At 68.9% G+C, this 25,662-nt stretch carries 21 protein-coding genes and 1 other RNA gene; 11 read left to right on the forward strand and 11 right to left on the reverse strand.

Going from position 1 to position 25,662, the window contains the following annotated elements; all coding sequences use genetic code 11:
* The first annotated feature begins 15 nt into the window (after window positions 1-15).
* Window positions 16-393: RNase P RNA component class A (gene rnpB / locus DCE93_RS07125), an RNA gene on the forward strand.
* A 77-nt stretch (window positions 394-470) separates the two neighbouring features.
* Here the strand turns inward: rnpB and ppgK are convergent.
* Together ppgK and map are read right to left on the reverse strand one after the other, a co-directional pair.
* Window positions 471-1,223: a polyphosphate--glucose phosphotransferase gene (ppgK, locus tag DCE93_RS07130; protein WP_108595272.1), complete on the reverse strand. Its 753-nt coding sequence runs from the start codon at window positions 1,221-1,223 to the stop codon at window positions 471-473.
* Window positions 1,224-1,258: 35 nt separating this feature from the next.
* Window positions 1,259-2,122 carry a type I methionyl aminopeptidase gene (gene map / locus DCE93_RS07135; protein ID WP_108595273.1) on the reverse strand — a complete coding sequence of 288 codons (864 nt, stop codon included), beginning with the start codon at window positions 2,120-2,122 and terminating at the stop codon, window positions 1,259-1,261.
* An 11-nt stretch (window positions 2,123-2,133) separates the two neighbouring features.
* Here map and DCE93_RS07140 point away from each other — a divergent pair, with 11 nt between their 5' ends.
* On the forward strand, window positions 2,134-2,319 hold the full coding sequence (locus tag DCE93_RS07140) for a hypothetical protein (protein WP_108595274.1): 186 nt from the start codon (window positions 2,134-2,136) through the stop codon (window positions 2,317-2,319).
* 80 nt (window positions 2,320-2,399) lie between these two features.
* Here the strand turns inward: DCE93_RS07140 and panB are convergent, their stop codons facing one another.
* Window positions 2,400-3,284, reverse strand: coding sequence for a 3-methyl-2-oxobutanoate hydroxymethyltransferase (panB, locus tag DCE93_RS07145; protein ID WP_108595275.1), 885 nt, complete (start codon window positions 3,282-3,284; stop codon window positions 2,400-2,402).
* Between the two features lie 87 nt (window positions 3,285-3,371).
* Between panB and DCE93_RS07150 the strand changes: the two genes are divergently transcribed.
* Window positions 3,372-4,709: a glutamine synthetase family protein gene (locus tag DCE93_RS07150; protein ID WP_108595276.1), complete on the forward strand. Its 1,338-nt coding sequence runs from the start codon at window positions 3,372-3,374 to the stop codon at window positions 4,707-4,709.
* 11 nt (window positions 4,710-4,720) lie between these two features.
* Window positions 4,721-7,738, forward strand: a complete 3,018-nt coding sequence (locus DCE93_RS07155; RefSeq protein ID WP_108595277.1) for a bifunctional [glutamine synthetase] adenylyltransferase/[glutamine synthetase]-adenylyl-L-tyrosine phosphorylase — start codon at window positions 4,721-4,723, stop codon at window positions 7,736-7,738.
* A 167-nt stretch (window positions 7,739-7,905) separates the two neighbouring features.
* On the opposite strand, the gene glnA is transcribed toward DCE93_RS07155, so the two are convergent.
* Window positions 7,906-9,330: a type I glutamate--ammonia ligase gene (gene glnA, locus DCE93_RS07160; RefSeq protein ID WP_108595278.1), complete on the reverse strand. Its 1,425-nt coding sequence runs from the start codon at window positions 9,328-9,330 to the stop codon at window positions 7,906-7,908.
* A 148-nt stretch (window positions 9,331-9,478) separates the two neighbouring features.
* Between glnA and DCE93_RS07165 the strand changes: the two genes are divergently transcribed.
* A complete protein-coding gene (locus DCE93_RS07165; protein ID WP_108595279.1) occupies window positions 9,479-9,913 on the forward strand; it encodes an RDD family protein in 435 nt (144 codons plus the stop codon).
* 60 nt (window positions 9,914-9,973) lie between these two features.
* Here the strand turns inward: DCE93_RS07165 and DCE93_RS07170 are convergent, their stop codons facing one another.
* The 3 genes from DCE93_RS07170 to lipB form a co-directional block, all read right to left on the reverse strand.
* On the reverse strand, window positions 9,974-10,687 hold the full coding sequence (locus tag DCE93_RS07170; RefSeq protein WP_108595280.1) for a DUF4191 domain-containing protein: 714 nt from the start codon (window positions 10,685-10,687) through the stop codon (window positions 9,974-9,976).
* A 72-nt stretch (window positions 10,688-10,759) separates the two neighbouring features.
* Complete coding sequence (gene lipA / locus DCE93_RS07175; protein WP_108595281.1) at window positions 10,760-11,749, reverse strand: lipoyl synthase; 990 nt, start codon at window positions 11,747-11,749, stop codon at window positions 10,760-10,762.
* Window positions 11,746-12,381: a lipoyl(octanoyl) transferase LipB gene (gene lipB / locus DCE93_RS07180; RefSeq protein ID WP_108595282.1), complete on the reverse strand. Its 636-nt coding sequence runs from the start codon at window positions 12,379-12,381 to the stop codon at window positions 11,746-11,748. The genes lipA and lipB overlap by 4 nt, the downstream gene beginning before the upstream one ends.
* 148 nt (window positions 12,382-12,529) lie before the next feature.
* Between lipB and DCE93_RS07185 the strand changes: the two genes are divergently transcribed.
* Complete coding sequence (locus tag DCE93_RS07185; RefSeq protein ID WP_146184958.1) at window positions 12,530-14,080, forward strand: serine/threonine-protein kinase; 1,551 nt, start codon at window positions 12,530-12,532, stop codon at window positions 14,078-14,080.
* On the opposite strand, the gene sucB is transcribed toward DCE93_RS07185, so the two are convergent.
* From sucB to DCE93_RS07200, 3 genes are all read right to left on the reverse strand, one after another.
* Window positions 14,077-15,510, reverse strand: a complete 1,434-nt coding sequence (gene sucB / locus DCE93_RS07190) for a 2-oxoglutarate dehydrogenase, E2 component, dihydrolipoamide succinyltransferase (RefSeq protein WP_108595284.1) — start codon at window positions 15,508-15,510, stop codon at window positions 14,077-14,079. The two genes, DCE93_RS07185 and sucB, sit on opposite strands and share 4 nt — an antisense overlap.
* A 68-nt stretch (window positions 15,511-15,578) precedes the next feature.
* Window positions 15,579-16,952, reverse strand: a complete 1,374-nt coding sequence (gene lpdA / locus DCE93_RS07195) for a dihydrolipoyl dehydrogenase (protein WP_108595285.1) — start codon at window positions 16,950-16,952, stop codon at window positions 15,579-15,581.
* 98 nt (window positions 16,953-17,050) lie between these two features.
* Entirely contained in the window at window positions 17,051-18,523 is a 1,473-nt protein-coding gene (locus DCE93_RS07200; protein ID WP_108595286.1) for a leucyl aminopeptidase, read from the reverse strand.
* 87 nt (window positions 18,524-18,610) lie between these two features.
* On the opposite strand from DCE93_RS07200, the gene DCE93_RS07205 reads away from it, so the two are divergent.
* From DCE93_RS07205 to DCE93_RS07220, 4 genes are all read left to right on the forward strand, one after another.
* Entirely contained in the window at window positions 18,611-19,537 is a 927-nt protein-coding gene (locus tag DCE93_RS07205; protein WP_108595287.1) for a proteasome assembly chaperone family protein, read from the forward strand.
* A 252-nt stretch (window positions 19,538-19,789) separates the two neighbouring features.
* On the forward strand, window positions 19,790-21,103 hold the full coding sequence (locus tag DCE93_RS07210) for an RNA polymerase sigma factor (protein WP_108595288.1): 1,314 nt from the start codon (window positions 19,790-19,792) through the stop codon (window positions 21,101-21,103).
* Between the two features lie 7 nt (window positions 21,104-21,110).
* Window positions 21,111-22,367, forward strand: coding sequence for a Mur ligase family protein (locus tag DCE93_RS07215; protein WP_108595289.1), 1,257 nt, complete (start codon window positions 21,111-21,113; stop codon window positions 22,365-22,367).
* Entirely contained in the window at window positions 22,364-23,098 is a 735-nt protein-coding gene (locus DCE93_RS07220) for a type 1 glutamine amidotransferase (RefSeq protein WP_108595290.1), read from the forward strand. Before DCE93_RS07215 ends, DCE93_RS07220 begins: the two co-directional genes overlap by 4 nt.
* A gap of 73 nt (window positions 23,099-23,171) precedes the next feature.
* On the opposite strand, the gene DCE93_RS07225 is transcribed toward DCE93_RS07220, so the two are convergent.
* Window positions 23,172-23,408, reverse strand: coding sequence for a DUF7455 domain-containing protein (locus DCE93_RS07225; RefSeq protein WP_108595291.1), 237 nt, complete (start codon window positions 23,406-23,408; stop codon window positions 23,172-23,174).
* 146 nt (window positions 23,409-23,554) lie between these two features.
* Here DCE93_RS07225 and DCE93_RS07230 point away from each other — a divergent pair, with 146 nt between their 5' ends.
* A complete protein-coding gene (locus DCE93_RS07230; RefSeq protein WP_235825263.1) occupies window positions 23,555-25,633 on the forward strand; it encodes a DNA gyrase/topoisomerase IV subunit B in 2,079 nt (692 codons plus the stop codon).
* Window positions 25,634-25,662 lie beyond the last annotated feature (29 nt).

Consider the following 25,662-nt stretch of genomic DNA (forward strand, 5'->3'; position numbering starts at 1 on the left):
GACTCGGGGTGCGAGTGGGTCGGCAAGACGGTCGCGTCGCACGGTTTCGATCGTGCGCCGAGGAACGTCCGGGCTCCGCAGGGCAGGACGGTGGGTAACTCCCACCCGGGGCAACCCGCGAGACAGTGCCACAGAAAGCAGACCGCCGGGAGCGCGAGCTCCCGGTAAGGGTGAAACGGTGGGGTAAGAGCCCACCAGCGGCCGCGGTGACGCGGCCGGCTCGGTAAACCTCGTCCGGAGCAAGGTCAGACAGGGAACGATGGGGCTGCCCGTCCCGTTTCCGGGTAGACCGCTGGAGGGCTGCGGCAACGTAGTCCCGAGAGAGATGGCCGTCCAGCCGGTGTCGCGCAAGCGCCCGGTGAACAGAACCCGGCGTATCAGCCGGCCCATTCGCACCACGAGGCGTGGCGGCCTGGGGCGATCGCGCGGCGATCGCGCCAGCGATCGCCGGCGGTGAGCCGGTCGCGCGACTAGTGCGCCGCCAGCGAAGCCGCCCCCAGGATGCCCGCGTTGTTCCGGTGCACCGCGGGCACGATCGGCGTCTGCAGCTCGAGCAGGGGCAGGAACTGCGTGTGGTGCTTCGAGACGCCGCCGCCCACGACGAACAGGTCGGGCGAGAACAGGAACTCGACGGCGGCGTAGAACCGCTGCAACCGAGCCGCCCACTCCTTCCAGTCGAGCGATTCCCGCTCCTTCGCCGAGTACGCCGCCCGCTTCTCGGCCTGCACGCCGTCGACCTCCATGTGGCCGAGTTCGGTGTTCGGCACGAGCACGCCGTCGTAGAGGAACGCGGAGCCGATGCCGGTGCCGAGCGTCGTGAGGATCACAAGCCCTTCGGTGCCGACGGCGGTGCCGTAGCGTGACTCGGCGTACCCCGCGGCATCCGCGTCGTTGATGAAGTGGATCTCGCGGCCGAAGGCGTCTTCGAAGAGCTGCTCGGCCGGCAGCCCGATCCACTCGTGCGAGATGTTCGCCGCCGACAACGTGCGCCCGTGCTTGACGACCGACGGGAAGCAGACGCCGAGGGGGAGCGCGTCGCCGAAGGAATCCGAGAGTCCTGCGAGCAGTTCTCCGGTCGCCATCAGGATGTCTGCGGGTCGCCCGCCCTCGGGGGTCGGCACCTTTCGGCGGTCGGAGACGAGCTGCCCCGTGCCGAGGTCGACGACCGCGCCTTTGATGCCCGTTCCGCCGATGTCGATGCCGATCGCGTGCTCAGTCGCCATGACCGCCAGACTATCGCGAGTGGCTCGGGCGGCGTTCAGGGCAGGGTCAGGATGTCGGCACCGCGCTCGGTGACGACGAGCGTGTGCTCGAACTGCGCCGTGAGCGAGCGGTCGCGTGTCACGACCGTCCAGTCGTCGGCCCACACCTCGCATTCGATGCCGCCGAGGGTGAGCATCGGCTCGATCGTGAACACCATGCCCGGCTCCATGACCGTGTCGTACTCGGGCGCGTCGTAGTGGGGGATGATGAGCCCCGAGTGGAACGCACGGCCGACACCGTGACCGGTGTACTCGCGCACCACTCCGGAGCCGAATCGCTTCGCGTACGCCTCGATCGCGCGGCCGATCACGTTCACCTGCCGGCCGGGGGCCACGGCACGGATGCCTCGTCGGAGCGCCTCTCGAGTGCGGTCGACGAGCTGCGCGGCCTCAGGGCTCGCCGTTCCCACGAGGAAGGTGTGGTTCAGGTCGCCGTGGAACCCGTCGAGGTACGCCGTGACGTCGATGTTCACGAGGTCGCCGTCGACGAGCGCGGTGTCGTCGGGGATGCCGTGGCAGACGACCTCGTTCACCGAGGTGCACGAGGACTTGGGGAAACCTCGGTAGCCGAGCGTCGACGGGTAGGCGCCGTGGGCGATGACGTACTCGTGCACGATGCGATCGAGCTCGTCGGTCGTGACTCCGGGCCGGATGGCGGCCGATGCCGCCTCGATGGCTCCGGCCGCGACGCGCCCTGCTGCGCGGATGCGTTCGACGTCTTCGGGCGAATAGCGGTCGCCGCCCGAGTAGGCGGCGGGTGCGCGCTTGCCGACGTACTCGGGTCTGGCGATGGCAGCGGGTACCGCGCGCACCGGCGACAGGCGGCCGGGAATCAGATGGCCGGAGGCGTCCTTGGGCATAGGATCAGCCTATGGCCGAGGATGTCGAACACATGTTCTGGTACAACCTGCGCACCGGTGAGGTGGAGCAGGGATTCGAGTCGCCCTCGACCGATCGGGTGGGTCCCTTCGAGACCCGCGCCGAGGCCGAGCACGCGCTCGACATTCTGCGCGCGAACAGTGCGAAGTGGGCTGAGGAAGACGCCGCCGAAGACTGAGCCGGCGCAGCTCGCCTCGGGAGTCGCTGCACCGGCAGGCGAGGGCTCGTTCGCCGGCCCGACCCGGTGTCGCGCGGCTGCTACTCGTAGGAGTGCTCGGAGTTCGGGTACACACCCGACTCCACGTCGGTGCGCCACTCCTTCGCCGCCGCGCTGAGGATGCCCGAGAGGTCGGCGTACTGCTTCACGAACTTCGGCACGCGGCCGATCGTGAGGCCGGCCCAGTCGGTCCAGACGAGCAGCTGTCCGTCGGTGTGCGGCCCCGCCCCGACGCTGATGGTCGGGATCTCGAGGAGCTCGGTGACCTGCCGCGCGGCATCCGCCGGCACCATCTCGAGCACGACCGCGAAGGCGCCGGCGTCCTGCACGGCCTTCGCGTCGGCGAGGAGCTGCTTGACCTCGTCGCCTCGGCCCTGGATGACGTGACCGCCGAGGCCGTGCTCGCTCTGCGGCGTGTAGCCGATGTGCGCCATGACGGGGATGCCGGCTCCGACGATGCGTCGGATCTGCTTCTGGCTGCGCTCCCCGCCCTCGAGCTTCACCGCGTGGGCGCCGGTCTCCTTCATGAAGCGCACCGCCGTGTGCAGGGCGTCTTCCGGCCCGTTCTCGTACGACCCGAACGGCATGTCGGCGACGACGAACGCGCGCTTGACCGCACCCGCGACCGCCCTCGTGAGGGGGATGAGCTCGTCGACCGTGACCGGCAGCGTCGTCTCGTAGCCGAAGACGTTGTTGCCGGCCGAATCGCCGACGAGCAGGAAGTCGATGCCGGCCTCGTCGAAGATGCGCGCCGTGAGCTGGTCGTAGCTCGTGAGACCCGTGATCTTGATGCCGTCGCGCTTCGCATTCTGGAAGTGCCGGGTGCGCACGCGCTTCGGCCCCCCGGATGCGGCGGCACCACCGTACGGGTTCTGCTCGGTGCCGGCCGACGTGTCGGATGCTGCGGTCTGGGGCTCGCCTGACATAGGGGTCAGTCTGGCACACGCGGCATCGCACTCGACCTCGCGAGCGTGCCCGAGCCAGTACGCTGGGAGGTGCGAGAGAGGGTGTGGATGGATAAGCAACGCGACTTCGTTCTTCGCACGATCGAGGAGCGAGGGGTCAAGTTCGTCAGGCTCTGGTTCACCGACGTCGTCGGCACCCTGAAATCGGTGGCCATCGCGCCGGCCGAGGTCGAGGGGGCCTTCACCGAGGGCATCGGCTTCGACGGTTCGGCGATCGAGGGGCTCAGCCGCACCTTCGAGTCCGATCTGCTCGCCTACCCCGACCCCACGACGTTCCAGACGCTCCCGTGGCGCGGCGACATCGACCCGACCGCGCGCATGTTCTGCGACATCACGACGCCAGACGGCGAGCCGGCGGTCTCCGACCCGCGAAACGTGCTGAAGCGCACACTGGCGCGGGCAGCCGATCGCGGGTTCACCTTCTACACGCACCCCGAGATCGAGTTCTACCTGCTCAAGTCGTCGAAGTACGGCGAGGTCGGCCCCGAGCCGGTCGATTCCGCGGGCTACTTCGACAATGTTCCCGGCGGCACGGCCCACGACTTCCGGCGCCGCTCGGTGCGCATGCTCGAAGACCTCGGCATCTCGGTCGAGTTCAGCCATCACGAGGCCGGGCCCGGGCAGAACGAGATCGACCTGCGGTACGCCGACGCATTGACGACCGCCGACAACATCATGACGTTCCGCACCGTCATCAAAGAGGTCGCGATCGAGCAGGGCGTCTACGCGACGTTCATGCCGAAGCCGTTCTCGCAGTTCCCGGGCTCCGGCATGCACACGCACCTCTCGCTCTTCGAGGGCGACGCAAACGCCTTCTACGAACCCGGCGCCCAGTACCAGCTCTCGAAGATCGGCCGGCAGTTCATCGCGGGCCTTCTTCGCCACGCGTCCGAGATCTCGGCCGTCACGAACCAGTTCGTGAACTCCTACAAGCGTCTCTGGGGCGGCGACGAGGCTCCGAGCTTCGTCTGCTGGGGGCACAACAACCGCTCGGCACTCGTGCGGGTGCCGCTCTACAAGCCTAACAAGGGCCAGAGCGCGCGGGTCGAGTACCGTGCCATCGATTCGGCGGCCAACCCCTACCTCGCCTTCTCGCTGCTCCTGGCCGCGGGAATGAAGGGCATCGAAGAGGGGTACGAGCTTCCGCCCGAGGCGGAAGACGACGTGTGGGCCCTGACCGACCGTGAGCGGCGAGCGCTCGGCTACGATCCGCTGCCCGCGAGCCTCGATCACGCGATCCAGCACATGGAGGATTCCGAACTCGTCGCCGAGACGCTCGGCGAGCAGGTCTTCAACTACGTGCTGGCGAACAAGCGCGCCGAATGGCGCGACTACCGCTCGCAGGTCACTCCGTTCGAGTTGCAGCGCAACCTCGAGATCCTCTGACCCCGCTGCGGATGTCTCGGCAGGCCCCCACGCTCGGCAGAGTCGCACGTGCGGGCTTCGCCGATCTCGAGGCCGCCTCCGCGGCCCTCGGATCACTGTCGACGCAGACCGACATCGACGTCGAGCGCTTGCTCGACGTCTTCGCGCAGTCGGCGGATCCCGACGAAGCGCTGGCGGTCGTGCATCGCCTTCACGAGCGGGCACCGACCGAACTCGCCGCGGTGCTCGCCCATGACAGTGCCGCAGCGCGGCTGGCGCGGCTCGTCGGTGCATCGCGCGGATTCGCCGACTTCCTGCTGCGCCATCCGCCCGAGCTCGCGATGTTCGGCCAGGTTCCGGTCGCCCCGCCGAGCGGCGGCGAAGCACGGGCGTCGTTGCTCGCCGCACTCGACGACGTCGTCGCGGCGCCCGCCGAACTGACCGAGCACGCTGCACGCGCCATCCGCGTCCGATATCGCCGGCTGCTCGCAGACATCGCCGTGTTCGACCTCACGCGCGGCGATGCGGTCGACGTCGTCGATGTCGTCGCCGCCGGCCTCGCCGATCTCGCGGGGGCGACGCTCGACGCAGCGCTCGAGGCCGCACGGCGCGTGGTCGCGCGTCCACCCGAAGCGACATCATCGCCCGGGCGGTATCCGGCCGCCGAAGTCGACGCGACGCGTCTCGCGATCATCGGCATGGGCAAGGCCGGCGCCCGCGAGCTCAACTACGTGAGCGACGTCGACGTGATCTTCGTCGCCGAGTCCGCAGACGAGACGGTCGTCTCGACTCCCAGGGCACTCGAGATCGCGACGCGGCTCGCGATGCTGACGATGCGCATCATCGGCGAGCCGGGCATCGAGCCGCCGCTCTGGGAGGTCGACCCGAACCTCCGCCCCGAGGGCAAAGACGGAGCGCTCGTGCGCACCCTCGAGTCGCACCTGCAGTACTACGATCGCTGGGCGAAGAGCTGGGAGTTCCAGGCGCTGCTGAAGGCCCGGCCGCTCGCCGGCGACCTCGCGCTCGGCGGCCGGTACACCGACGGAGTGTCGCCGAAGGTGTGGACGAGCTCCAGCCGCGACGGATTCGTCGAGTCCGTCCAGGCGATGCGCGAACGCGTCACCCAGCACATCCCGGCCGATGAGGTCGACGTGCAGATCAAGCTCGGGCCGGGCGGCATCCGCGACATCGAGTTCACCGTGCAGTTGCTGCAGCTCGTGCACGGCGCCACCGACGAGGGCATCCGTCAGCGCGGCACCCTTCCCGCCCTCGCAGCGCTCGCCGAGCTCGGCTACGTCGGCCGTGACGAGGCCGCCGAGTTCGCCCGCGACTACCGGGTGCTGCGCGTGCTCGAGCATCGCGTGCAGCTCGAGCGGTTGCGCCGCACGCATCTGATGCCCCGCGACGAGCACCGACTCCGGGTGCTCGCACGGGCCTCCGGCCTCGGTCGCACCGCCGGCGAGCTCCTGGCCGTGTGGCAGGGCACGCGCCAGCGGGTGCGCGGCCTGCACGAACGCCTCTTCTACCGCCCTCTGCTGTCGGCCGTCGCCGCGCTGCCGGCGTCGGGTCTCGAGCTCACGAGCGCGCAGGCGGAGGCCCGCCTGGCCGCGATCGGCTTCCGCGATCCGCGGGGAGCCCTCGCGCACATCGCCGCCCTCACCGCCGGGGTGTCCCGGCGCGCGCAGATCCAGCGCCACCTGATGCCGGTGCTGATCTCGTGGTTCGCCGACGGCACCGACCCCGATTTCGGTCTGCTCTCATTCCGGCGCCTGAGCGACACCCTCGGCACCACGCACTGGTACCTGCGGCTGCTGCGCGACTCATCCGATGCCGCGCTGCGACTGACGAGGGTGCTCTCCGGCTCTCGATTCGCGGCTGAGCTGCTGGAACGCAGCCCCGAGGCCGTCGTCTGGCTCGAAGACGTCGACGAACTGCGCCCGCGACCGCGTGCCGCGCTCGAAGACGAGACCCGGGCGGTGCTCGGCCGCCATGAGGAGCCCGAGGTGGCCGCGAAGATATTCCGCGCCATCCGTCGCCGGGAGGTGCTGCGGCTGGCGCTCTCCGCGATCCTCGACGTCTGCACCGTCGAGGAGCTCGGGCACGCCCTCAGCGACGTCACCGAGAACCACATCGCCGCCCTCGTCGCGGCGATCCGCGGAGGCGAGCCCGACGGCATCGAGTTCGCCGTCATCGGCATGGGGCGGTTCGGCGGCCGAGAACTCGGCCTCGGTTCCGACGCCGACATCATCTACGTCTACCGGGCGACGGATGCCGCAGCCGATGCCGCTCACTCGCGGGCGCTGCGCATCGTCGCCGAGCTCGTGCGCCTCAGTGAAGACGCGCGCCTGCCGTTCGAGCTCGACGCCGACCTCCGCCCCGAGGGTAGAAACGGTGTCGTCGCCCGCTCGCTCGACGCGTACCGGGCCTACTATGCGCGGTGGTCGCTGACGTGGGAGGCGCAGGCGCTGCTCCGGGCCCGCGGCGTCGCCGGCGACCGCGGCCTGATCGCCGAGTTCACGGAGCTCGCCGACACGGTGCGCTACCCGGCGGCCATCAGTGAACGCGACGTGCGCGAGGTGAAGCGCATCAAGGCTCGCGTCGAGAACGAACGCCTGCCGCAGGGCGCCGACCCGACGCGGCATCTGAAGCTCGGCCGGGGCTCGCTCTCCGACGTGGAATGGTTCGTGCAGCTCGTGCAACTGCAGCACGCCGCCACGGTGCCGGCGCTGCGCACCACCTCGACGCTCGATGCGCTGGCCGCTGCGGTCGAGCACGGTCTGGTCGAGTCATCCGACGCCGAGACGCTCCGCGCAGCGTGGGTGTTCGCCTCGCGAGCCCGTTCAGCGCTCACGCTGTGGCTCGATCGCACGACCGACGTTCTACCCGTAGAGCGGTCGCAGCTCGAGGGCGTCGCACGCATCATGGGGTATCCGCCCGGGTCTGCCACCCGACTCGAGCACGACTACCTGCACGTCACCCGTCGTGCGCGTGCGGTCTTCGACCGGGAGTTCTACGGGGTCGAGCCACGTCGCGAACCCACTTCGGGCTGATCGAATCGCCGCGATGCCCCAGCGGCGGCCGTGCACGACGGGCGTGATCGACCCGCCGGAACGACGGATGGGCCCGCCCCGCCGAAGCGGTGCGGGCCCATCCGGTTCGGATCCGCCTGCAAGGAGGTGCAGGTCCGGATCCTTGACTGCAGAGGGGGCTGCAGTGATCAGACGCCGTAGTAGAGCTCGAACTCGAACGGGTGCGGACGCTGGGCCAGGGGCTTCAGCTCCTTCTCGCGCTTGTAGTCGATCCAGGTCTCGATGAGTTCCTTGGTGAACACGCCGCCCTCGAGGAGGAAGTCGTGGTCGGCCTCGAGCGCCAGGAGGGCCTCGCCGAGCGAACCCGGAACCTGCGGGATCGACTTGGCCTCCTCGGGGGGAAGCTCGTAGAGGTCCTTGTCGACGGGCTCGTGCGGCTCGATGCGGTTCTTGATGCCGTCGAGGCCGGCCATGAGCTGCGCGGCGAAGGCGAGGTACGGGTTCCCCGAGGCATCCGGCGCGCGGAACTCGATGCGCTTGGCCTTCGGGTTCGTGCCGGTGATCGGGATGCGGATCGAGGCCGAGCGGTTGCCGGCCGAGTAGACCAGGTTCACGGGAGCTTCGAAGCCCGGCACCAGGCGGTGGTAGGAGTTCACCGTCGGGTTCGTGAAGGCGAGCACGGCGGGGGCGTGCTTCAGCAGGCCGCCGATGTACCAGCGGGCGAGGTCGGAGAGCCCGCCGTAGCCGGCCTCGTCGTAGAACAGCGGCTTGCCGTCGTTCCAGAGCGACTGGTGGGTGTGCATGCCCGAGCCGTTGTCGCCGAAGAGCGGCTTCGGCATGAAGGTCGCCGTCTTGCCCCACTGCTCAGCGGTGTTCTTGACGATGTACTTGAACTTCAGGATGTCGTCGGCCGCGTGCACCATCGTGTCGAAGCGGTAGTTGATCTCGGCCTGGCCGCCGGTGCCCACCTCGTGGTGGCTGCGCTCCAGGATGAGTCCGGCATCGATGAGCTTCAAGCAGATGTCGTCGCGCAGGTCGGCCTGCTTGTCGACGGGGGAGACCGGGAAGTAGCCGCCCTTGTAGGGGGTCTTGTTCGCCAGGTTGCCGCCCTCTTCGGTGCGGCCCGAGTTCCAGGCGCCCTCTTCGGAGTCGACCGAGTAGAAGCTCGAGTGCTGGTTCACTTCGTAACGCACGTCGTCGAAGATGTAGAACTCCGCCTCGGGAGCGAAGAACGCGGTGTCGGCGATGCCGGTCGAGGCGAGGTACTTCTCGGCCTTCTTCGCAACCTGGCGCGGGTCCTTGGCGTAGATCTCGCCGTTGCGCGGGTTGTAGATGTCGAACACCATGACGAGCGTGCGCTCGGCGCGGAACGCGTCGATGTACGCGGTCGTCACGTCGGGGATGAGCTGCATGTCGGACTCGTGGATGTTCGCGAACCCGCGGATGGAGGAGCCGTCGAAGAGCTGGCCGACGGTGAAGAACTCCTCGTCGACAGTGGAGGCCGGGATGTTGAAGTGCTGCTGCACGCCCGGAAGATCGGTGAAGCGGATGTCGAGGAACTTGACATCCGTCTCTTTGATGAACTTGAGAACTTCGGACGAATCACTGAACATGCGACGGAATCTCCAAGAGGGCGGGCGGACCGGAGTGGACCGGACGGACTTTCACAGCCGGTACAGACGTTAGCCTTGCGCCATTTCCCTGCCGTGACCGGAATGTTTCAGCCATGTTACGCCGCCCCTGGCTGGGTAGACTCTTCGGGTGCCTGACGCGAAACCCCAGACCTTCGGAGACCTCGAGCCGAGCAACTGGCCCGGCGAGCGACTCGGCCTCCCGAGCGAAGGCCGCGGTTCGATCGCCCGCGCGGGCCGCCGTCTTGCGGCGCTCCTGGTGGACTGGGCCAGCGCGATGCTCATCGCCCTGCTCTTCACGCCGTACGAGTCGGTGGCCTACACCTGGGTCACTCCGCTGGTGTTCGCGGTACTCCAGATCGTCTTCATTCCCACCATCGGCGGCAGCCTCGGCCACCGGCTGTTCGGCATGCGCGTCGTCCCGCTCGCCGGCGGATGGATCGGCGTGTGGCGTCCGATCGTGCGAACCGCGTTGCTCGTGATCGTCGTACCGGCGCTCGTCTGGGATTCGGACCAGCGCGGGTTCCACGACAAGGTCGCGGGCACCGTGCTCATCCGCTACTGAGCCGAAGACGAGAAATGCGGCATCCGCCGATGACGGATGCCGCATGGTCGACGCGCGTGATCAGCGCATCTTGCCGCGCTGGGGCCGAGCCTTCATCGGGTCGATGCCCTTCGGGATCGGCAGGGAGCTCTGGAGCGAGTTCAAACGGTTCGACACCGCCAGCACCTCCGGCTTGGTGAGCGCGCGCTTCGACTTGCGCAGCGTCGCGGGAAGTTTGTGGAGTTTGATCGAGCCCTCGTCGGTGCCGACCGAGATGAGCATGACCGGAACGTTGGGCAGGATGCGGGCGACCTTGCGCTGCTCGTCGTCGAGCATGCGCTTCGTGCGCGATGCCGGGCCCTCGCTGATGAGCGCCACCCCGCCACGGCCCACGGCGCGGTAGACCGCGTCTTGTGTCTTGCCGTTGACGGCCACGGGCATCTCGTTGCCCACCCAGCCCCCGCGAAGGCCGCTGCGCAGCACTGCGCCGACGGCACCCGGCTGGTCTTCGATCTGCGAATAGGCGGCGCGCTCGGCTCGGCGCCCGAGGATGACGAGTGCGATGAGCAGACCGGCCAGCACCCCGGCGACGACCCACAGGGCGATCGTGAACCCGTTGCCCTCGCTGAACCAGATCGCCAGGCCGAGGCTGACGACCACCGGGGCGAGGAAGCCGAGGAGCATGAGCCACTGCGCGGTGGAATCGTAGCGGCGGGTCATCTGGAAGACCTGCCACATCTGCTTCATGCGGCCTGGCTCCTTCTGAGCCTTCGATGCGTCCTTGGTACGTGCCATGGTGTCAAGGATACCGGCGTAGCGGGTGGTCTCGGACCGCGATGTGCGAGCGGTCCGAGACGCGAGATCCCGCTACCCGACCGCCTGGGCGAAGCCGAGCGATGCATCGGCCAGGTGGGACAGCTCGGGAGGGAGCTGACGGCCCTTGGCCTGCATAGATTGCGCCCAGAGCCGCCCCGCCCGATACGAGGAACGCACCAGCGGGCCGGCGAGCACGCCGAGGAATCCGATCTCCTCGGCCTCCTCCTTGAGCTCGACGAACTCCTCGGGACGCACCCAGCGGGCGACCGGAAGGTGCCTCGGACTCGGCCGCAGGTACTGGGTCACCGTGATGATATCGGTGCCGGCGTCGTACAGGTCGCGGAGGGCCTGGGAGATCTCCGCGCGCTCCTCGCCCATGCCGAGGATGAGATTCGATTTCGTGATGAGGCCGGCGTCGCGGCCCTGCGTGATCACGTCGAGCGATCGCTCGTAGCGGAAGGCCGGCCTGATGCGTTTGAAGATGCGCGGCACCGTCTCGACGTTGTGCGCGAACACCTCGGGCCGTGCCGAGAAGACCTCGGCGAGGTGCACCGGGTTGCCCGAGAAGTCGGGCACGAGGATCTCGACGCCGGTTCCCGGCGACTGGCGGTGGATCTCGCGGATCGTCTCGGCGTAGAGCCACGCGCCCTCGTCGGGCAGGTCGTCGCGCGCCACGCCCGTGACGGTGGAGTAGCGCAGCTGCATCCGCACCACCGATTCGGCGACCCGGCGGGGTTCGTCGACGTCGTAGTCGGCCGGCTTGCCGGTGTCGATCTGGCAGAAGTCGCATCGACGCGTGCACTGCGAACCGCCGATGAGGAACGTCGCCTCGCGATCTTCCCAGCACTCGTAGATGTTGGGGCAGCCGGCCTCCTGGCACACGGTGTGCAGGTCTTCGCTCTTGACCAGCGACTGGAGCGCCCGGTACTCGGGACCCATCTTCGCGCGGGTCTTGATCCACTCGGGCTTGCGCTCGATGGGCGTCTCGGCATTGCGGACTTCCAGGCGCAGCATCCTGCGCCCATCTGGTGCGGTGCTCATGCGTTGACCGCCGCCTCGGCACGGAATCGTTCGCTGATCGGCTCGATGAGATCGGCCGGGGTCACGGTGCGACCCAGTTCGCGGCTGATCGTGGTCACGCCGGCATCGCGGATGCCGCACGCGACGATCTTGTCGTAGGCGTCGAGCGTGTTGCTGGCGTTCAGGGCGAAGCCGTGCATCGTGACGCCGCTCTCGACCCGGATGCCGATGGCCGCGATCTTGTTCTCCGCCCCGGCAGGGCCGACCCAGACGCCCGACCTGCCCTCGACGCGGCGGGTCTGCAGCCCGATTCCGGCGAGCACGTCGATGAGGATGCTCTCGAGCCGACGAACGTAGCCGACGACGTCGATGGGTTCGGGCAGGCGCAGGATCGGGTATCCGATGAGTTGGCCCGGGCCATGCCAGGTGATCTTGCCGCCGCGATCGACGTCGATGACCGGCGTGCCGTCGGTCGGGCGTTCCTCGGGCGAGGTCCGCTTGCCGGCGGTGTAGACGGACGGGTGCTCCAGGAGGAGTACGGTGTCGGGGCGTTCGCCCCTGACGACCGCGCGATGGACGGCGCGCTGAAGGTCGAGACCCTCGATGTACGGCACGGAGTTGGCGCTTAGCCCCGCGACGACGAAGTCGAGCATGGCAATCAGCTTAGGTCACTCGTCCTCGACATCCGTCGGCTGGGCCTGTGAGTCCACATCGACGTGGTCGCCGCGGTGTCTGCGCGCGGGAGCACGACACGCTGTTCGTATGGTGCGACATGGCAGAAGAGCTCACGACACCGACGTGGTGGCCGAAGGGCCGGCCCCGGCTGAGCCGACGCTCGCCGGCTATCGCCTGTTGCGGCGCATCGCGTCGGGGGAGCGGGCCGAGGTGTTTCTCGCGTCGGTCGATCGCACGACCGACGCCGCTCCAGACGAGCCCGCTCCGCTCGTGGTCGTGCGGGTCTACGACACGGCGGCGGCGGGTGAGGCGATCGCCGTCGAGGTCGAGGCGATGTCGACGGATGCCTCGGGCTCGCTGCCTGAGCTCTTCGACATCGCAACCTTCGACGACGGGCGCTGCGTGCTCGCGGTCGAACGTCTCACCGGACCCTCGGTCGCGCGCATCATCGCCGAGCGAACGCTGACGCCCGGCGAGGCGGTCACCATCCTCGCTCCGATCGTGGTCGCGGTCGCCGAGCTCGCGCGATCGGGGTTCGCGCACACGAGGCTCTCGCCCGGCGATGTGCTGCTCGACGGTCAGGGGCGCCCGCGTCTCGTCGGGCTGGGCGGTCTCCAGCGGCTTCCGACCACGGTGCACGCCCGCACTCCGCTGCTTCGCGCGGGCCACGTCGCACTCGCCGACCTCATCGACGACGTGCTGGCCGCCACTCGGCCGGCAGAGCCGCTCGCACCGGTCGCCGAGCTCCTGCACGACCGTCTGGCGACCCGTCCGTTCACCCCGTGCGAGGCCGAGCTCGAGCGCGCGTTGTTCGCTGCGGCGGCACCGACCGCGGTGGGAGGTATCACCGTGACGGCACGCCGCTCCGCACTCCCGACCCGCATGTCACCGCCGCTCGACGATGCATCTGGTGTCGGGGTCTCGGGCGACGACCCAGAAGTCTCAGCACCCAGCAGAGAGCGCCGGAACGGCATGCAGACGCTCCTCGCGCTTGCGCAATGGCCGGCTTTTCTCGCTTGCGCGCGCGCGTCCATACCCGCGACCAGCGCCGAGCGGCCAGCTGCCGGGGTTCGATCACGGCTGCAGTCGGCCGTGCGTCGCCGGCGACCGACGCTCATCGTCGGGGGCTTGGTCGGCGGGGGAGTGCTCGTGCTGCTGCTGACCCTCGTGCCGCCCGCGACAGCCCGGGTCGAGCCGGCGGCCGGCAGCACGGGCGCGATCCTGACGGAGGCCGAAGCGCCGGCCGAGCAGCCCTCCGTCGAGGCATCCGTCGTCGCCGGGCCCGACGGTGCTGACGCGGCAGACGGTGCAAACGCGGCCGACGGTGGTGACGCGGCGGTGCCGTCGGGCGCGACGAGCTCGGAGGAGATCGTTGCTGCGGTCGCGGCGCTCCTGGCTCGCCGAGCGGAGTGCTTCGAGTCGCTCGATCTCGAGTGCCTGTCGGAGGTGCTGCAGCCGGGGTCGGCGAGCGAGTCCGACGATGTCGCCGCCATGGCGACCGCACGCGACGGAGGCGAATCGATGCCTGCGTTCGACACGACACGCGTCGCGGTCACCGCGCAGATGGGCGCAGCGGCGCTCGTGAGCGTCCCCTACGCGGCTGGAGAACGAGAACCGGCCTCGCTCCTCGTGATGAGGGGCGAGACCGGTTGGCGACTTCGAGAGATCTTCGACTAGATGCCGAGGTCAGCCTCGAATGCACCCTCCTCGAGCCGCTCCTTGATGGCGGTGAGGAAACGGGCCGCGTCGGCGCCGTCGATGATGCGGTGGTCGTAGGAGAGGGCCAGGTAGACCATCGAACGGACGGCGATCGCATCGGCGCCATCGGTCGAGACGACCACGGGACGCTTGACGACGGTGCCGGTGCCGAGGATCGCCGACTGGGGAAGGAACACGACGGGAGTGTCGAAGAGCGCCCCGCGCGAACCCGTGTTCGTCAGGGTGAACGTGCCACCCGAGAGCTCGTCGGGCTTCAGCTGGTTGTTGCGCGTGCGCTCGGCGAGGTCGGCGATCTGACCGGCGAGGCCGGCCAGGTCGAGCTCCGCGGAGTCGCGGATGACCGGGGTCAGCAGGCCGCGCTCGGTGTCTACCGCGATGCTCATGTTCTCGTGCGCCGGGTAGACGATGCTGTCGCCGTCGACGGTGGAGTTGATGATCGGGTACGCACGGAGCGCCTCGGCGGCGGCCATCGCGAAGAACGGCAGGAAGGAGAGCTTGTTGCCGGTCTTGGCGAGGAAGTCGCCCTTGACCTTGTCGCGCAGGCGCGCGACGCGGGTCACATCGACCTCGACGACGGTCGTGAGCTGTGCGGTCGAGGTCATGGAGACCACCGCGCGTTCGGCGACGACCTTGCGCAGGCGCGTCATCGGCACGGTGGTGCCGCGCAGCGGCGAGATCTCGAGCGGCTGACGCGCCGGTGCCGGCGCAGCGGAGGCTGCGGGCGCGGCGTTGGCCGAGATGATGTCCTGCTTGCGGATGCGTCCGCCCACTCCGGTGCCGGTGACGCTCGCGAGGTCGACGCCCTGCTCGTTCGCCAGCTTGCGCACGATCGGCGTCACGTAGCCGGCGGGGCCGGCGTGCGAGCCTCCGGAGGGAGCTGCGGGAGCTGCGGGTGCGGTGGGCTCGGCGACCGGTGCTGCGGGCTCCGCGACCGGTGCTGCCGGGGCGACGGGCTGGGCTGCCGGGGCGACGGGCTGGGCTGCAGGCTCGGCGACCGGTGCTGCGGGTGCGGCAGGCTCGGCGACCGGTGCTGCCGGCGCGACGGGCTCGGCGACCGGTGCTGCCGGTGCGGCAGGCTCCGCTGCCGGTGCGGCAGGCTCTGCGGCGGGTGCCGCTGCCTCGGGAGCAGCGGGGGCCGCTCCAGCGCCCGAGCCGTCGCCGATGGTCACGAGTGCGGTGCCGACCTCGACGGTTTCATCCTCTTGGACGAGGATCGCCTCGATGACACCGGCGACTGGCGACGGAATCTCGGTGTCGACCTTGTCGGTCGAGACCTCGAGCAGCGGCTCGTCGACCTCGACACGGTCGCCGACATTCTTCAGCCAGCGGGTGACCGTGCCCTCAGTGACACTCTCTCCGAGTGCCGGGAGGCTGACGGATTCGCTCATTCGCTTGTCTCCTTCACAGCGTGGGAACGCTTTCTAGCTTATTGCAGTAGTGGATTCGAACGCCGGGTTCAGATGGCGTGCAAGGGCTTGCCGGCCAACTTCAGCACGGCTTCGCCGAACGCCTCGCCCTGAGTCGGGTGGGCGTGGATGAACGGGGCGATGTCTTCGGGGTACGCCTCCCAGTTCACCGCGAGCTGGGCCTCGGCGATCAGTTCGCCGACGCGGCCGCCGATCATGTGCACGCCGACGATCGGGCCCTCGTTGACTCGGACGACCTTGATCGAACCGGAGGTGCCGAGGATGCTGCTCTTGCCGTTGCCGGCGAGGTTGTACTCGAACGACGACACCTGCTCGGCGCCGAACTTCTCGGCAGCCTTCGCTTCGGTGTAGCCGACGGAGGCGACCTCGGGCTCGCAGTAGGTGATCTTCGGGATGTTGACGTCTTCGACGACGATGGGAGCGAGGCCGGCGATCTCCTCGGCGATGAAGATGCCCTGCTGGTAGCTGCGGTGCGCGAGCTGCAGACCGGGCACGATGTCGCCCGCCGCGTAGATGCCCGGGACGCTCGTCTCGAGGCGGTCGTTCGTGATGACGAAGCCGCGGTCGATCGTGATGCCGGCCTCTTCGTAGCCGAGGTTCTGGGTGACCGGTCCGCGACCGACGGCGACGAGCAGCAGCTCGGCCTCGTAGGTGGTGCCGTTCTCGAGCGTCACGACGACGCCGGCGTCATTCTGAGTCACATTCTGGAACCGGACTCCGAGCGAGTACTCGATGCCGCGCTTGCGGAATGCGCGCTCGAGCTGCTTGGAGATCGTCTCTTCTTCGTTGGGCACCAGGTGGGGCAGTGCCTCGATGATGGTGACCTCTGCGCCGAACGAGTTCCACACGCTGGCGAACTCGACGCCGATGACGCCGCCGCCGAGCACAGCGACCTTCTTCGGGATGAAGTCGAGTTCGAGCGCCTGTTCGCTCGTGATCACGCGGCCGCCGATCTCGAGGCCGGGAAGCGAACGGGAGTAGGAACCGGTCGCGAGCACGACGTTCTTGCCGGTGTAGCGGTCGTCGCCGACGGCCACGGTGTTCGCGCCGACGAGACGCCCCTGACCGGCGACGACGGTGATGCCGCGAGCCTTCAGCAGGCCCTGCAGGCCCTTCCATTTGCTGGAGACGATGCCCTCGCGGTACGCCGAGACGGCCGCGATGTCGATGCCGTCGAACGTGGTCTTCACGCCGTACTTCGCAGATTCGCGTGCGACCTCGGCGACCTCGGCCGAGTGGAGCAGGGCCTTCGTCGGGATGCAGCCGCGGTGCAGACATGTGCCGCCGAGCTTGTCCTTCTCGATCACCACGGCCGTCAGGCCGAGCTCGACGGCGCGGATCGCAGCGGCGTAACCGGCGCTGCCTCCGCCCAGGACGACAATGTCAAAGTTCTGCTCGGACAACCGCTATCTCCCTTGCGCACCAGATCTGCGACACGGACTGTCTCCGGTTCGTTCCCGGGACAGGCTGTATGGGCGACGTTGTCGCCCATACGACCTTACTACTCGGCGGCGAGGTGCTCGGCCAGCCGTACGAGGGTGCGCACGGCGACGCCGGTCGCCCCCGAGCCGGTGAATCCGAACGCGCCGCCCGTGTTGTTCGAGGGCCCGGCGATGTCGAGATGCGCCCACGGAATGCGCGCTTCCGTGCCCTCGCGAACGCCGACGAACTCCTGCAGGAACACCCCGGCGAGGAGCATCCCGGGCACCGTCATGCCGAGCTTGGTGTTCGTGAGATCGGCGACATCCGACTTCAGGTACTGCATGAGGTCGCGGGGGAGCGGCATCGGCCAGGTGCGCTCGTCGACCGAATCGGCCGCATCGCGCACTCGCTCGACGAGTGCGTCGTCGCCCATGACCCCCGCGATGCGGTGACCGAGGGCGACCACCTGCGCCCCGGTGAGGGTCGCCACGTCGACGATCGCGTCGGGCTGCTCCTCGCTCGCGGCGACGAGGCCGTCTGCGAGCACGAGCCGGCCCTCGGCGTCGGTGTTCAGCACCTCGACGGTCTTGCCGCCGCGGATGCGCAGCACGTCGTTCGGCCGCATAGCGGTCGACGAGGGAAGGTTCTCGGCGAGGCACAGCCAACCGGTCACCCGGATCGGCGCCTCGAGTTCGGCGAGCGCGACCATCGCCGAGAGGATGGCGGCGGCGCCGGCCATGTCGGTCTTCATGCCGACGAGCGATCCCATCGGCTTCAGCGAGAGGCCGCCCGAATCGTAGGTGATGCCCTTGCCGACGAGGGCGAGGTGAGCGGATGCCCCGGCCGGCGCGTACTCGAGGCGCACGAGTCGCGGACCACGACTCGACCCCTTGCCGACCGCGAGGATGCCGCCGAACCCGTCGGCGGCGAGGGCCTCTTCGTCCCACACCCTGGCGGTGATGCCCACTGCGCCGGCCGCGTCCACCGCGATCTCGGCAAGCCGTGCCGGGAAGAGGTCGGCGGGTGGCATGTTGACGAGGTCTTTGGTGCGAGCCACTGCCGCGACGACCGAACGCACGCGCTCGATGCCGATCGCCGACTCGGCGAAGGCGGAGTGCAGGGTGATCCGCGCCGGTCGCGGCTTCGGCTCCGAACGGTACTCGTCGTAGCCGTAGGCGCCGAGTGCCGCGCCCTCGAGGAGGGCGGCCGCCGATGCCGCGTCGTCGGTCGGAATGGCGATCGCCACTGTGATCGCGCCCTTGAGCTGGCGCAGCGCGCTGCCCGCGGCGAGACGGAGGCTCGCGGCATCCGCTCGATCGCCGATGCCGGCCACTGCGACGACGCGTGCGCCGCCCTCGGGCGCCGGGATGCGGACGAGTTCCTCCGGGCTGCCGCTCACCTCGAGCACCGCGAGGAGCGGGGCCACCCACTCGAAACCGGGCTCGGAGAGGAGTTCTGGACCCGCCGGGCCCTTGCGGGAGGCGAGCACGACGACGTCGGCGTCGGAGACGGATGCGGGGGAGTCGGTCACGGAGAGGATGGGTACTGCCATGCAGCGATCGTATGTGTTCGCTCTGGGCATCACGGCGCCGCCGGGCTATCCGGAGGAGGTGTCCGTCGACGTCAGTAGGCTGAGAGCATGCGCGATCCCCGCTCCCTGTACGAGCTGAATGCCGACGTGGCAGTGCCCGCCGGACTGCCGCTCGTCGCGGGCCTCACGGGGTTCGCCGATGCCGGCGCCGCCGTCGCGCAGACCACGGAGTACCTGCTCGCGACCCTCGACAGCACGGTCGTCGCATCCTTCGACGCCGACGAGCTGCTCGACTACCGTGCGCGCCGGCCGGTCATCCTCTTCGAGGCAGATCACCTCGCCGACTACACGCCGCCGCGGCTGAGCCTCGACTTGGCCGTCGACGAGCTGGGCCAGCAGTTCCTGCTCCTCACCGGCTACGAGCCCGACTTCCAATGGCAGCGATTCAGTTCGGCCGTGCTCGGGCTCATCGAACAGTTCGAGGTGTCGTCGACGACCTGGATCAACTCGATCCCCATGCCGGTCCCGCACACGCGCCCGATCGGCGTCACGGTGAGCGGCAACCGCGCCGAACTGATCGAGGCGATGTCGATCTGGCGCCCCACCACGCAGGTGCCCGCGAATGCGCTGCACCTCGTCGAGTACCGCCTGCAAGAGCTCGACCACCCGACCTCTGGATTCGTGCTGCTCGTTCCGCACTACCTCGCCGACGCCGAGTACCCGTCGGCTGCGATCGCCGCGCTCGAGGCGATCAGCGCGTCGACCGGTCGCATCTTCCCGACCGACGCCCTTCGCGAACAGGGGCGCGACTTCATCGCACGCATCGACGAGCAGGTGTCTGACAATGCCGAACTCGCGAAGCTCGTCGGCACGCTCGAACAGCGCCATGACGCCTACATGGAGGGCACGACACTCCGCTCCCCGCTCACCGACGAAGACGGTGAGCTGCCCTCCGCCGACGAGATCGCCGCAGAGCTCGAGAAGTTCCTCGCGTTCCGCCGCGGCAGCGACGACGACACGCCGCGCAGCGTCTGAGCCGCTCGGGAATGCCCGCACGGGCGCTGTTGTTCAGGTCAGAGAGGCCGGAATCCGCCGCGATCAGGCGTGATGCGGTGCGTCGGTCTGTATAATGGTGGCAGGACCCGTTCTGGTCCGCTCGTGCGACGAACATCGCGCCGAAGCAGCGGACTTGACATGGGTCCTCATAGTGTCCGAAAACAACCGGACCGAGTGCATGAGCCGCGCCGTCCCGAGGCACGCGGCACCACGGTAGGAGAGGTTCAACGAATGGCAACGACGAAAGCCGCGACGAAGGCTGCGAGCGAGGCTGAGAAGCCCGCCGCGAAGCGCACGACCGCCGCGAAGTCGACCGCCGCCAAGACGACGGCGAAGGCTGCGGCCACGCCAGCGACGAAGACGCCGCGCACCACCACCGCGAAGACCGCAGCCAAGCCGCGAGGCAAGGCCAAGGCGACGAGCGGTGACGACGAAGAAGAAGCCGGGGAGCTCGAGACGGTCGAGGTCGAGGTCGAGACCACCGAGGGCGACGACACGGCATCCGACACCGACTCCGACGACGACGACGCGAAGCCCGTTGCGGTCGAGCCGCACCCCACGGGTGCGCTGGTGCTGCGTGCGGTCGACGACGAAGACGAGGTTCCGGTCTACTCGAGCGCCATCACCGGCGCGACGGCCGACCCCGTCAAGGACTACCTGAAGCAGATCGGAAAGGTCGCGTTGCTGAACGCGGCCGAAGAGGTCGAGCTCGCGATGCGCATCGAGGCGGGCCTGTTCGCCGAAGAGAAGCTCTCGCACATGACCGACGCCGAGAAGCGTTCGCAGCTCGGTCGCGAGCTGCAGTGGGTCGCGAAAGACGGTCAGCGCGCCAAGAGCCACCTGCTCGGCGCGAACCTGCGTCTCGTGGTCTCGCTGGCCAAGCGCTACACGGGTCGCGGCATGCAGTTCCTCGACCTCATCCAAGAGGGAAACCTCGGCCTCATCCGTGCCGTCGAGAAGTTCGACTACACCAAGGGCTTCAAGTTCTCGACGTATGCGACGTGGTGGATCCGTCAGGCGATCACGCGCGCCATGGCCGACCAGGCGCGCACCATCCGCATCCCGGTGCACATGGTCGAGGTCATCAACAAGCTCGCCCGTGTGCAGCGACAGATGCTGCAAGACCTGGGCCGCGAGCCCACGCCCGAAGAGCTCAGCCGCGAACTCGACATGACCCCCGAGAAGGTCATCGAGGTGCAGAAGTACGGGCGTGAGCCCATCTCGCTGCACACCCCGCTCGGTGAAGACGGCGACAGCGAGTTCGGCGACCTGATCGAAGACACCGAGGCGGTCGTCCCGGCCGACGCCGTGGGCTTCACGATGCTGCAGAAGCAGCTCGAATCGCTCCTCGACTCGCTCTCCGAGCGCGAGGCCGGCGTCATCCGCATGCGCTTCGGCCTCGGCGACGGCATGCCGAAGACCCTCGACCAGATCGGCGACACGTTCGGCGTCACCCGTGAGCGGATCCGTCAGATCGAATCGAAGACGATGGCCAAGCTCCGGCACCCGTCGCGCTCGCAGTCGCTTCGCGACTACCTCGAGTAGGCCGCGAGTGCGCTACGCGCCGGCGATCCTCGTCGGCAGGCTCACCCGATTCGCCGCCCGGCTGCGCAAGCCCGGCGGCGGATCGGCTGTTCCGGGCCTCGTCGTCAACCGCATCGCCCCGAACTACCTGAAGCGCACGCTCTCGGGCTTCCCGCAAGGGCTCGTGGTCGTCTCAGGTTCGAGTGGCAAGTCGACGACCACGAAGATGCTCGTCGCGATCCTTCGCGCCCACGGTGTCGACGTTTTCACCAACCCGTCGACGGCCAACATCAGTCAGGGGCTGACCTCCGCGCTGCTCGAGCGGGCCGATTGGCAGGGCCGGGTGCCGGGTGACGTCGCGGTGCTCGAGATGGACGAGGGGCACGGTGCGCTCGTCATGCAGGGCGTCGACGCCCGCGTCGTCTGCCTCACGAACGTGATGGTCGACCAGATCGACCGATTCCACGACTCCGAGATGGTCGCGGCGATGCTCGGGCGCATCGCCGCCAGGGCCGGCGAGTCGATCGTCGTGAATGCCGACGACGCCCACCTCGAGCGGCTCGCGGCGCGGGTGCGCGCCGAGGTGGCCGTTCACCGCTTCGGTGTGACCGCCGAGGTGCTCGCCGCGTCGCCCCGCGGTCTCGGCTACACCGACACCAGTACAGAGCGGCTGGCGAGCGGCGCCGGAGTGCTCGTCGAGGGGGTCGACGGTACCGCTGCGGTGCTCGACGACGCCGGTGCACCCGTCGAGATCGGCCTTCCGGCCCGCGGCGTGCACTACGCCGTCGACGCGGCCGCCGCGCACGCCACGGCGAAGGCGGTGCTCGGCGACCGGTTCTCGAGATCGGTCGCGGCCGAGGCGCTGAGCGCGATCCCTGCGGTCTTCGGGCGGGGCGAACGCACGACCGTGCGCGGGCAGCCCGTCGAGTTCGTGCTCGTGCAGAACCCGGCGAGCTACCAGCTGAACATCGACAGCATCGCGCCGGGCACCGAGCAGGTGCTCTTCGCGATCGGCTCCGATGTTCGCGATCCGTCGTACTTCTGGCCGGCGGATGCCTCGTCGCTCGGCCGTGTCTCGGTGGTGACCGGGTCGAAGGCGGCCGAGGCGGCGTTGATGCTCGCGTACGACGGGGTCGAGATCGACCGGGTGGAGCCCGAACTCGCCCGGGCACTCGACGACTTCCTGGCGATGCCCGCGCCGGCCACCGGGGTGAAGACGATCGTCTTCACCGCCGACGCCATGCGCCGCACCCGCGCCCACCTCGGACTCGCTGGAGCAGAATGACCCTCACGATCGTCTCATTGCTGCCCAAGCTGCAGAACACCAACGGCGACGCCGAGAACGCCCGCGTGCTCGCCGCGCGCGCCGGTTGGGCCGGCCTCGACGCGACGGTCGTCGAGGTCGAGTCCGCCGCCTCGATTCCCGATCGGGTCGACGCGATCGTGCTGGGGTCCGGGAGCGATTCGTCGCTCGAAGAGAGCCGTGCCGCGCTGCTCACGATGCATGACGAGTTCCGGCGCTGGGGCACCGAGGGGGTTCCGATCCTCTCGGTGGGCACCGGGTGGGAGCTGCTCAGCTGGGGCATCGAGCTCACGAGCGGTCATGCCGTCGAAGGACTCGGCATCCTCCCGGGACGCGCTGTGCCCGGGCAGAATCGTGCGACGGGCGATCTCATCCTCAAGAGCCCGCGGTTCGGCATGCTCGTCGGCTTCGAGAACCGCGCCCGCGACTACGTCGGCGCAGAGGCGTCGCCGCTCGGGCGGGTGCGCGCCGGTCGCGGCAACGGGCGTGATTCGGGCCAGGAGGGCGCGGTCATGGGCAACGTCTACGGCACCCACCTGCACGGTCCGGTGCTCGCCAAGAACCCGGCATTCGCCGATCACCTGCTCGAGGTGATGGCCACGCGCGCTGGTCTCGAGTACGTGCCCGGGGAGCACACGCGAACCGTCGACTCCTACGCCGCGGCGGCCCGGGCGTCGCAACTCGTCGCGGCCGGTGTGACCGTCTCCGCCTGATCGCGCGGTCGTTCAGTCCCGAAACGACGAACGCCCCGGACGAGCCGGGGCGTTCGCGAGTCGGTTCGGTGATTCAGCTTCGGTCGTCGGCGAGCAGCTTGCTCGACTCGTCGTGCCAGCTGTGCGCGATCTGCGAGAGCTTCTCCTGGTGCTTGCGACCGTGATGGGCGCAGAACAGCAGTTCGCCACTGGCGACGACGACGCGGATGTACGCCTGCGCGCCGCACGCGTCGCATCGGTCGAGGGCGGTGAGCTCGTAAGGGGTCTCGAGTTCATCGACCGCACCGGTGGTCTCGGTGTACTGGGTCATGGCTCCTCCTTCGTGGCTCATGCTCGTTGTGCCGTTCATCAATGAAAACACGACGGAGGGTCGGTTCCTTCCGTTGGGCCGGGCATTTCGCTCAGCGCGTAGTGCCTGACCGGAACTGTCGGTGCGGCTCAGTAGGCTTGGCCGACGTGAGCTCCGACTATTCCGCCCGCCATCTCTCCGTGCTCGAGGGCCTCGAAGCCGTGCGCAAGCGACCCGGCATGTACATCGGCTCGACCGACTCGCGCGGCCTCATGCACTGCCTCTGGGAGATCATCGACAACTCCGTCGACGAGTCGCTCGCGGGCCACGGCACCGAGATCGGCGTGACCCTGCACCCCGATGGCAGCGTCGAAGTGCGCGACCGGGCTCGCGGCATCCCCGTCGACATCGAACCGAAGACGGGGCTCTCCGGAGTCGAGGTCGTGTTCACGAAGCTGCATGCCGGCGGCAAGTTCGGTTCGGGCTCCTACGCGGCCTCCGGCGGATTGCACGGCGTCGGGGCATCCGTCGTGAACGCCCTTTCCGAGCGGCTCGACGTCGAGGTCGATCGCGACGGCAAGACGTGGGCGATGTCGTTCCACCGCGGCGAGCCCGGCAACTTCGCCGACTCCGGTGCGCCGTCGCCCGACGCCCCGTTCACGCCCTTCGAACAGCGCAGCGAACTGCGCGTGGTCGGCAAGGTGGCCAAGGGCGTCACCGGCACGCGCATCCGGTACTGGGCCGACCGGCAGATCTTCACGAAGGGGGCCGAGTTCCAGACCGACGAGCTGCTCGGCCGTGCGCGGCAGACCGCCTTCCTCGTGCCCGGACTCGCCATCGACGTCACCGACGAGCGCGGCGAGGTGCCCCACACGAACTCGTTCCAGTTCGAGGGCGGCATCTCCGAGTTCGCCGAGCACCTGGCGACGGATGCCCCGATCACCGATGTGTGGCGCCTGACCGGCACCGGCGAGTTCACCGAGACCGTGCCGGTGCTCACCGACGGCGGCGCGATGGTGCCGACCGAGCTGAGGCGCGAGTGCGTGGTCGACATCGCGCTGCGCTGGGGCACCGGCTATGACACGGTCGTGCGATCGTTCGTGAACATCATCGCGACGCCCAAGGGCGGCACGCACCAGACGGGTTTCGAACAGGGGCTCCTGAAGTTCCTGCGGCAGCAGGTCGAGTCGAACGCCCGCCGACTGAAGGCGGGCAACGACAAGCTCGAGAAAGACGACGTGCTCGCGGGCCTCACCGCGGTCGTCACGGTGCGCCTGCCCGAGCCGCAGTTCGAGGGCCAGACGAAAGAGGTGCTCGGAACGCCGGCCGTGCGTGCGATCGTCTCGAACGTGCTGACGAAGGAGCTCGGTGCGCGCTTCTCCTCGACGAAGCGCGACGACAAGACGCAGGCGGCGCTGCTGCTCGACAAGGTCGTCGCCGAGATGAAGTCGCGCATCTCGGCGCGAGCGCACAAAGAGACGCAACGCCGCAAGAACGCGCTCGAGAGCTCGTCGCTGCCGGCGAAACTCGTCGATTGTCGATCGAACGACGTCTCGCAGAGCGAGTTGTTCATCGTCGAGGGCGACTCCGCGCTCGGCACGGCGAAGCTCGCCCGTGACAGCGAGCACCAGGCGCTCCTGCCGATCCGCGGCAAGATCCTCAACGTGCAGAAGGCGAGCGTCGCCGACATGCTCGGCAATGCCGAGTGCGCCTCGATCATCCAGGTGATCGGCGCCGGCTCGGGCCGGAGCTTCGACCTCGAGACCGCGCGCTACGGCAAGGTGATCCTCATGGCCGACGCCGACGTCGACGGCGCGCACATCCGCACGCTGCTGCTCACGCTGTTCTTCCGGTACATGCGACCGATGATCGAGCACGGTCGCGTCTTCGCTGCCGTGCCCCCTCTGCACCGCGTTGTGGTGATGAACCCCGGGTCCAAGCCCAACGAGACCGTGTACACCTATTCGGAGGCCGAGCTGCAGGGCGTTCTCGCGACGCTCGACCGGCAGAAGAAGCGGTATCAAGACCCGATCCAGCGGTACAAGGGCCTCGGTGAGATGGACGCCGATCAGCTCGCGACCACCACGATGGACCGTCGCCACCGCACGCTCCGCCGGGTCGGCATCGGCGACGCCGAGAACGCCGGACGGGTGTTCGAGCTGCTCATGGGCAACGACGTCGCACCGCGCAAGGAGTTCATCATCGAGAGTTCCGACACGCTCGAGCGCGCCCGCATCGACGCATAGAAGTCGTCGATGCCGTCGAACGGGCCGCA

The sequence above is a fragment of the Agromyces badenianii genome, assembly GCF_003070885.1.
In the GTDB taxonomy this organism is placed as follows: Bacteria; Actinomycetota; Actinomycetes; order Actinomycetales; family Microbacteriaceae; genus Agromyces; species Agromyces badenianii.